Source organism: Campylobacter sp. RM19073 (assembly GCF_024723495.1).
In the GTDB taxonomy this organism is placed as follows: Bacteria; Campylobacterota; Campylobacteria; order Campylobacterales; family Campylobacteraceae; genus Campylobacter; species Campylobacter porcelli.
The window spans coordinates 45,336-54,033 of the sequence record NZ_JANQCT010000011.1 but is presented as its reverse complement, the minus strand read 5'-3'; the positions used below and the strand labels follow the sequence as shown (position 1 = coordinate 54,033).

The following is an 8,698-nucleotide window of genomic DNA, read 5'->3' as shown; positions in this document are numbered from 1 at the left end:
CCCCGCCAATGAGATAGATAGCATAAAATATCTGGCTTGGATCGGTAATAGCAAATTTAAAAACAAGCATTAATGACTCAATAGCTAAGGCTATAATGATACTGCCTATAAATCTTACCATCGTTCTGCTTCCGCCATTTTGATGATGATTTGGTCTGCCTAAAACTTCAGATTCAAAAATAGCCTTAACAAGATCAAATATCGCAAGCGCTAAAGTCAGCACAATAGTGGATTCAAAAACCTCGCTAATATTAATCTCATTAAAGCTCTTTAGCACAAAGCCCTTTATCCCATAAATAAATAAAACAAGCGAAATTACAAATAACGCAATGGAGAAAACTGAGTATATAAGCTTTGTAAATTTACCAAATATACCATCAACCGACCCAGGGCTAACAATAGCTAAAAGCTCACTTAAGCCAATATCCATACAAGCTACATAAACTAGCTCTTTATTCTCATTATAAATAGGCATAGATGCTGTAACGCAAAGACGATTAGTAAGGCTTGAAGGGTATGGATCTGTTAATACACAACGCCTCTCACGCACACTTCTATAATAATAAGCCTTATTACTTCTATTAGCACCTTTGCCAATTGTATTTTTAGGATCTAAGCTTATGGTGTCTTCTAGCTGAATTCCATTTTTATCTAGTATATAAAAAGCATCAAATCCATCAACTTCATGAGCGATCTTATCAAAACCATCTTTGATATTTTGAGCACTAACTCCTGGTAGATTATTTGGGATATTTCTATTAAATAGATAACATAGATAGGCTCTAGCTTTATAGCGTATTTGGCTAAATTCTTCAATCTCTTTAAATGTCACATTAATTCCTATTTTTATTATGGTTAAATTCTGTAACTATAGCTTTTAGATTATCCTCTATATCTTGCTGGCTTTGACTATTTAATAAATTTGAAATTTGTAAATTTAATTTATCAATATCATATGGCTTACTCTTAGTTACAAATATACTCTCAAATTTAGTCGCTACATCGCTTGGGTCAATTAGTAGCTCCTCATATAGCTTCTCACCTGGTCGAAGACCTACAAATTTAATACCCAAATGCTCTTTGGAGCTTAATTTTAACATTCTTTGTGCCATATCAGCTATTTTAACTGGCTTGCCCATATTTAAAACAAAAAGCTCCCCGCCCTTAGCTATACTAGCTGCTTGAAGTACTAGCTGACAAGCCTCGCTAACTAGCATAAAATACCTTGTGATCTCAGGGTGAGTTACACTTAATGGCTCATTGGCTGCGATTTGGGCTTTGAATTTAGGGATTACGCTACCGCTACTACCAAGCACATTACCAAATCTTACTGCCACTATCTCAGTGGAGCTGGTATTTGAATTTAACGCATATAGCTCGCATACTCTTTTAGTAGCGCCCATAATGTTAGTTGGTCTAACGGCCTTATCTGTAGAGATCAATACTACTTTTTGGGTATTATATTTTTTAGCTAAATCTACCACATTTTTAGTCCCTAAGATATTATTTTGCACTGCAACTAAGGGGTTAAACTCGCATAGTGGCACATGCTTATACGCCGCGGCGTGAATGACAATATATGGCTTAAACTTAGCAAATACGCTCTCAAATTCGCTTTTATGCGTGATATTTAACATCACTAAGCGGTTACGATTATCAGCGTTTGTAGCTTCATTTATTTGGTAGAGATTATACTCGCTGTGATCTACCATTATTATCTCTTTCGCACCAAATTTCAAACACTGCTTACATATCTCACTACCTATAGTTCCACCAGCACCAGTAACCATAACGCTCTTACCACCGATAAAACTCTCAACCACGCTACTATCAAGGTCTTTTGGCTTTCTAGCTAGTAAGTCTTCAATGCTAATATCAGTAATTCCTTGATTATTTTGCCCAATTAGAGAAAATATCTTAATATCCTTAAAGCCTAAAGCATCTAGCTCATCATATAGCTCTTTAAGCTCATTTGGCATAAGTTTTAAAGCGATTATAGCACTCTTTACGCCATCATCTACATAGCTTTTTAACTCATCTTTATGACCTACTTTATACCCATCGCAATATGTCCCTACTAAATCCTTCCTACCATCTACGACCCCAACTGCATAGTAGTTAGCATAACCGCTTTTTAATCCTTTTAAAATTTGTAAAGTCTTAGAAGTAGAGCCAATAATCACGCACGGATTGCCATTTTTGCTCTTTTTAAAATCTAGTAAAACTCGCTTTGAAATCCTTAAGCTACCAACCATTATAGCTGATAGAAGTGCATCTATGATAATAACACTTCTTGGAAATGGAGCAAAAATCTCCTCATAAGATAAAAATATACAAAAAAATATCCCAGCACAAAGCAGACAAGCCAAAGTAATCTTCCTAGACTCATTTAAACCAAAAAATCTCCACGGAACGCGGTAAATTCGAAATGCCCACAATAATGCGATTTTTATAATAGCTAAAATAATCCCACTATATATCATTCCAGGGATAAAAATCTCTGGAATATCCCCGCTAAATCTAAGCAAAAAAGCAAAATATATGCTAAGGGTAAATATAAAAATATCGCATAAGAGAAAAAAGGCTACTCTACGCCTTTTAGTCGCCCTAATCACAACGCACTCCTAACGATACTAGCAATTTTTTCAACCAGCTCATCACTCATATCAGCCCCGCTAGGAAGGCAAATTCCCCTTGAAAAATACTCTTCACTCGTGCCATCAATAAAGCATTTAGCACCTTTAAACACAGGTTGAATATGCATAGGCTTCCATAATGGTCTGCTCTCTATATCATTTTTATTTAAGGCTTCTATAACTTTCAAGTGGCTATTTTTCTCTTTAAATAAAAGCGTAGTTAGCCAGCGATTTCCTTTTGAATTTGGAATTTCAGGCATAAATTCAGCCACATCACCAAGTAAATTTGAGTATATTTTAAATATCTGCCTTTTTCGCTCTACTCTACTTTGTAAGACCTCCATCTGCCCTACACCAATAGCACCTAAGACATTGCTTAATCTATAATTATACCCATAATCTAAATGCTCATAATGAAGTAGCGGCTCCCTTGCTTGAGTGCTATAATACCTTGCTTTTGCGATAAAATCAGCATCGCTACTTACTAGCATTCCCCCGCCACTTGTAGTTATTATTTTATTACCATTAAAGCTATAAACTCCAGCATCGCCAAATGTCCCAAGAGCCTTATCATTATAAAATCCACCAAGAGCTTCGGCCGCATCTTCTATAACTTTTATATTCTCATTTTTGCAAATTTCTAAAATTTCATCTATCTTAGCAGCTTGTCCATAAAGATGGGTTAAGATAAGGGCTTTTGGCTTTTTATCACTTTTATTAATAGCTTCTTTTAATAATCTTGGGCTTAAATTCCAGCTCTCATCGCTATCTATAAAGACTGGCTGGCATCTTTCATACATTATAGGATTTACGCTTGCTGCAAATGTAAAGGTAGAGGCTAGCACTATATCGCCATCTTTAATCCCAAATGTGCGAAGTGCTAGATGAAGTCCTGCTGTGGCTGAATTTAACGCTAGAGCATTTGAAACCTTACAATACTCTTTAATGCTATTTTCAAATCTATCTACAAACTCTCCAAGTGGAGCTATATAATTGCTCTTAAACACTTCTTTAACATACTTCTGCTCATTACCACCCATATATGGTGCGCTTAAAAAGACTCTAGCCATAATCTTTCCCTTGATAATTAGTAGCGATATTTTATCAAAGTTAGAATAAACTTAGTATTAATATCTCAAATAAAGTTAAATTTAATTTATAAGCCTACTACTTGTTTTGTGGCTTCTATCTTTTTTTGGCTCCATATCACAAGATCTTTTATAATTAGCTTTTGAATGGCTTTGATAAAATTCTCCATAAAATCAAAATCAATTTCGCCGTTGGCGGTTATGGGTAGTTTGATTTTATGATTTTTAATGTCATCTAGTTTATAACCGCCTTGTTGTCCATCATACATAGAAACAAAACGCCAAATATTTGTCATTAAAAAAATGGCGATTTTTTCAGACCATTTTATAAAAATAGGCTTTGGCGTTAATTTGTTAATATTTTGTGAGCAATAATACGGCTCTTTTTGATATTTGACATATTTGTAATTGCCTATAACGGTTGCAGTTATTGTAAAAGGTTCGTTAGGTTCAAATTTTTGTTTTTCTATTTTGCCCTGAATTCCATTGTTTTCAAAGGTTCTGCCTACAAAATTTATTCCATTTTCTACAAAATTTACCGCATTACTATCTAGCGACTTTGTTCCTACAATATCAAACAAATCGCCAATTTTAAATTCACTCGCTACCCCCCCCCATTTACTAAATTCATCAAATTTAGCTAAGGCGTCCTTTTCGTTTTGGGTTAGCTCATAATCTTTTAAGCCAGTGGCTTTTAGATAGGCTTCTAGCTCACGCACACGCTCCGCTTCTAATTCGCAAACATATTCTTTTTCAAGCTCACTTATAAAATTCTCCATAAAATCAAAATCAATCTCGCCATTTTTGGTTGGTAAAAGGATTTTTGTTTGAGATATACTATCAACATTTGAGCCAAGTCCCCAAGTGCAATCTTTTAATACATGATTAAAATTTGAAACAATATAAAGGGCTATTTTTGAGTTGAAGTTTTTAAATTTTGGTTTTAAAACCTTGACTTTGTTTCCTGTATAGTATGGCTGTTTTTGATAAAACACACTGAAAGTATCTTGTGCAAAACTTAAAGTATCGCCATCGTTTAAGTAGTCTTTATTTTCAGCAACATACCCACGAATTCCGTTGTTTGTCGTAGCTCTGACAACATACGGATTGGTATCTTGTGCTTGATTGTCATAAATTTCTAAATTTTGAGCGTGAAAAATTTTTTTACTTGATTTTAACTCAAAAATTTCATCAAGCCTAAAAATCTTAAACTCCCCACCATTTGCTAAAAATTCACGCTCTAAATTTTCTAATTTTTGATTTACTCTACTTTGACTGGGACTATCCTTTTTAAGAATTTGGCTAACTTCCCAAGCTAGATAATCGCTCACGCATTTTTTAAAGTCATTTAGTGTAGGCTTTGTATCAACTGGGGCGCATTTGTTCCAGTCACTTCCGCTATTTGGATCTATTGTCTCTTCGTGGTATTCTTTATCTGTAAAAATACTTAGCTTAGATTTACCAAAGCGCACGAGATTTACTAGCTCATCATATCTAGCTTTTGCATCGCCTGTATCACGCAGATTTAGACTAGCTTTTGCCTTTTTGCGATTTGCTCTAGCGTAGCCATCGTTTGAAAAATCTATGAATTTAACCATCTCATCTTTATTATGCTTTTCGCCTATGCGAAATACATAAATGTAAGTTTGGACGCTTGATTTACCAATAAATAAATCAATAGGCATTTTTATACTTGCTATTAGCGTGTTTTGCTCTAAGATTTTTTTATTATATTCACTTGCTTTACCAGAGCCAGCTGAGCCTTGTATGATTATAGCGGCGTAGCCTTTTTTCATCATTTTTAGGGCTTTTTGGACAAAGATCATACCGCAGCCAGCAGCTGAATACGGCGGATTTAGGATAAAGGCAGTTGCTGGAAACTCTACTCCGTCATTTTCACCAAAGCCGTAATTTCCGCTAAAATCAGTTAAACTATCTTTATTTAAGATATTTGAGCTACCATCACCCATTAAAATCATATTTAAAATGGCAAGCATATAAACGCTAGGTAAAATTTCAAGCCCTAGAAGTTGCTTTGCTTTTATATGAGCGATTTTGTGCTTTAGCTCATCTGGGGATTTTATCTCGTTTTTAGCATCTTTTATCATCTCATTCATAGCAGCTACCAAAAGCCCAGCAGAGCCAGTAGCAAAGTCCCATACATAGCTATCTTTATCCACTCTAGCAAGTCTAGCTAAAAGCGTAGCTACATAGCTTGGCGTTAGCACGACATCATTTAGCTTATCTTGACCAAACCCTAGCCATGAATACATTTCGTTAAAGAGCTTACCGGTAAAATCTGTGCTTAAATCAGTTTTATAATAAATCCCAAGGTCATCTACAATCTTGCTAAAAACTCTTTTTAGCTGAGTTTCGCTGTTTATTACTCTATTTAAATTTTCACTTAAAATGGTGTTTTCTAGTGTGCGAGTGATAAGGGTTTTTTTATCATCTGGGATAGTTTTTTGATTTAAAAATGCCTTTACTTTTCGCATTAAGATATCGCCATCTCTATTGCCATCTTCATCTAGACTTTTTAACTCGGCTTTTTCTAGTGGTTTTAAGGGCTTTACTCCACCAGGAATTCCAAGCGTGGCGATGATAGAAGCCGTTACTAGATAGACTCTATCATTTTCTCCAAGTCCGCTTTCGTTTTTGTAGATATCATTATTTAGCTTTGTTAAGCTTGTGGCTATTTCTAGGTCTAATTTTTCTTTGATTTGTGCTTTTTCTTCATCGCTTAGGCTTAGCTCTTTTACTTTGTCTATAAAATTATTAAAATTCTCTTTTTTTAAAAACGAAAAATCGCTAAATTTGCCTACTTCTTGACCTATGCCAAAATTGCTTTTTGAGACTAGATAAACGGCTATTTCGTGCTTTAAAGCACCAAAATCATCTTTATAACCACTCATTCCAATTGAGATAATATTTTCGTAATTTGTATAGTGTAAAATCGCATTTGCGTAATGCACTGCGCCATTTAGTGCATAAGAGTTGATATTTTTAAAATCAGGTTCATTTTTGTCAGTTTTATTTGCTACTTGATTTTTATCATCTAATTTTATTAGTTTATCTTGATAGCCTTTATACTCTATAAGGATAGGATATACCCCCCCACTTATCTTTTAATATAAGTTTAGCGTCAGGGCGATTGCCACCTTGGCCGCCATTTTTTGAGTAATATTCATTTAATGCGTTATCAATTTGGCTATTGCCAGTTGATTCTTGTTCTAGCTTATAATCAAGTTTGTATGATTTTAACCAGCCATTTGCTAAGTCTGCGATTTGTGGTTCTACTGATTGAGTTTTGGCCATTTATACTCCTTTAATGCTTTGAAAAATGGATTATAACTAAATTTAAAAAATAATTAATCTAATAATTGAAATTTAATTTTGATTTTAAGCTTCAATTTAGTCAAAATAGAGCATTTTGTGGGTCTGGTAAGGCGTCAAAATAGCTAAATTCTAAAATTTACGGCTAAAATATACCATCAAATCGCTCTTTTTATATATCTCAAATCCAAATTTTTGGTATAAATTAATAGCCTTTGGGTTATTAGCATAAGCTTTAGCTAAAATCTCTTTAACCTTTAAATGATTAAAAGCGTAATCAACTATACTACTCATCAAAATATCCCCCATTTTGCGTAAATTTGGGTTAGCATAAAGGCCAAATTCACATTTTTGACTATCTATATTTATAAATGAGATAACCCCAATTGGCTCACTATCTTGATATACTAAAAAATATAGTTTATCGCTACTATTTTTTAATGAATTTATGAAATTTAGATGCTCGTCCCATTTTATGCTTTTATTTATCATATATTGTGCGATTTTAGGATCATTTCTCCACTTATATACTAGCTCTATTTGAGAGTTATTAAAATCTTTGAAATTTAATAAATCTACTTTATTAATCACGCTCTTTTCTAGCATCTATCTCCTCGCTTTTATCGATCCAGCCATACTCGCACCACTCAAATTTAATATCATCGATATTTTTAAATTTATTACACTCCCATTTTTCCATGCCCAGCATTCGCATTGTCTTGCCATATCTATAGCCCTCTTTTTGCTCTTTTGTCTTTGGTTTGTGAAAAATTATCGCATTTAATGCTACTGATATTAGGCATAATATCGCTATTTTTCTCATCTATTCGCCCCTTTTAACCCTTAGAAATATTGGAAATCTTGGTTTATTATTTTTAGTTAAATTTTGAAATTTATATGTGATTATGGTGCCTATCTTTGGCGGATTTGTTCTTATTTCATCGCTAAATCCAGAGCCGATTTTAAACGCAACCTTGCTAAATATATCCACGCATTCAAGAGATCCCATCTTGCCTTCTAATCTCCCTTTTCCACCATTTATAGCTACTATTTCGCACTCGCTATCACGCCATTTTTTTATCTTTAGAATTGATGAGCTACGACCGCTAGTATATTTAGTATTTGGATCACGCACCACTATACCCTCTCCACCATTTGCTACTACCATATCCAAAAAGGCAAAAGCGTGATTATTATCCTTAATTTCAATCTGCTTAATAGCCCTTATAAACTCACTTGGGTTTGAGCTTAAAAAGCTCTTTAAATAATCCATTTTTTCATACAAATTTCCATCAAATTTAGGCAGGTCAAATACCATATATTTAATATTCTCCCAAGCTTTATCATCTGGAATTTCATCCAATACAGTAGAGGCGATAAACTCAAATTCGCCCACCCCACTCCAAAGCTCACCATCAAGGGCAAAATCTGGTAGAGAGTTTATAAATTTAGCTGGAGCGTTGATAGTGTTACCACTACGACTTTTTAACTCTTTACCATCCCAAATAGCACGCACACCATCATACTTTTGGCTCATTACCCAGCCACTTAAATTCTCATCTTTATACTCTTTAAGCAGCATAACCTCCCCAAAAGAGGTAGCACAAAATAACCAAAATAATATTAAAAATCTAATCAACT

7 protein-coding genes and 1 pseudogene are annotated in these 8,698 nt (G+C 34.2%); all 8 read right to left on the bottom strand.

Features of this window, described 5'->3' with window-relative positions:
• Positions 1 to 832 (bottom strand): PDC sensor domain-containing protein (locus tag CSUIS19073_RS05480; RefSeq protein WP_337214388.1); only part of this gene is annotated, 832 nt, incomplete at its 3' end.
• 1 nt (position 833) lies between these two features.
• On the bottom strand, positions 834 to 2,615 hold the full coding sequence (gene pglF, locus CSUIS19073_RS05475) for a UDP-N-acetylglucosamine 4,6-dehydratase (configuration-retaining) (RefSeq protein ID WP_086237962.1): 1,782 nt from the start codon (positions 2,613 to 2,615) through the stop codon (positions 834 to 836).
• Positions 2,612 to 3,706, bottom strand: coding sequence for a UDP-N-acetylbacillosamine transaminase (pglE, locus tag CSUIS19073_RS05470; protein ID WP_086237963.1), 1,095 nt, complete (start codon positions 3,704 to 3,706; stop codon positions 2,612 to 2,614). Before pglE ends, pglF begins: the two co-directional genes overlap by 4 nt.
• Before the next feature lie 86 nt (positions 3,707 to 3,792).
• On the bottom strand, positions 3,793 to 4,884 hold the full coding sequence (locus tag CSUIS19073_RS05465) for a restriction endonuclease subunit S (RefSeq protein ID WP_337214389.1): 1,092 nt from the start codon (positions 4,882 to 4,884) through the stop codon (positions 3,793 to 3,795).
• Positions 4,885 to 5,001: 117 nt separating this feature from the next.
• A pseudogene (locus CSUIS19073_RS05460) lies at positions 5,002 to 7,039 on the bottom strand (HsdM family class I SAM-dependent methyltransferase); the annotation flags it as partial.
• A 150-nt stretch (positions 7,040 to 7,189) separates the two neighbouring features.
• Positions 7,190 to 7,663 carry a UDP-4-amino-4,6-dideoxy-N-acetyl-beta-L-altrosamine N-acetyltransferase gene (pseH, locus tag CSUIS19073_RS05455; RefSeq protein WP_086237966.1) on the bottom strand — a complete coding sequence of 158 codons (474 nt, stop codon included), beginning with the start codon at positions 7,661 to 7,663 and terminating at the stop codon, positions 7,190 to 7,192.
• A complete protein-coding gene (locus CSUIS19073_RS05450) occupies positions 7,641 to 7,880 on the bottom strand; it encodes a hypothetical protein (protein ID WP_086237967.1) in 240 nt (79 codons plus the stop codon). Before CSUIS19073_RS05450 ends, pseH begins: the two co-directional genes overlap by 23 nt.
• Positions 7,881 to 8,696 carry a DNA ligase gene (locus tag CSUIS19073_RS05445; protein ID WP_336526357.1) on the bottom strand — a complete coding sequence of 272 codons (816 nt, stop codon included), beginning with the start codon at positions 8,694 to 8,696 and terminating at the stop codon, positions 7,881 to 7,883. It abuts the gene before it with no gap.
• Positions 8,697 to 8,698 lie beyond the last annotated feature (2 nt).

Bases quoted from the DNA above. Each gene is read 5' to 3' on its own strand.
- pglE (WP_086237963.1), bottom strand. From the start codon at position 3,706: ATGGCTAGAGTCTTTTTAAGCGCACCATATATGGGTGGTAATGAGCAG.
- pseH (WP_086237966.1), bottom strand. From the start codon at position 7,663: ATGCTAGAAAAGAGCGTGATTAATAAAGTAGATTTATTAAATTTCAAA.
- CSUIS19073_RS05450 (WP_086237967.1), bottom strand. From the start codon at position 7,880: ATGAGAAAAATAGCGATATTATGCCTAATATCAGTAGCATTAAATGCG.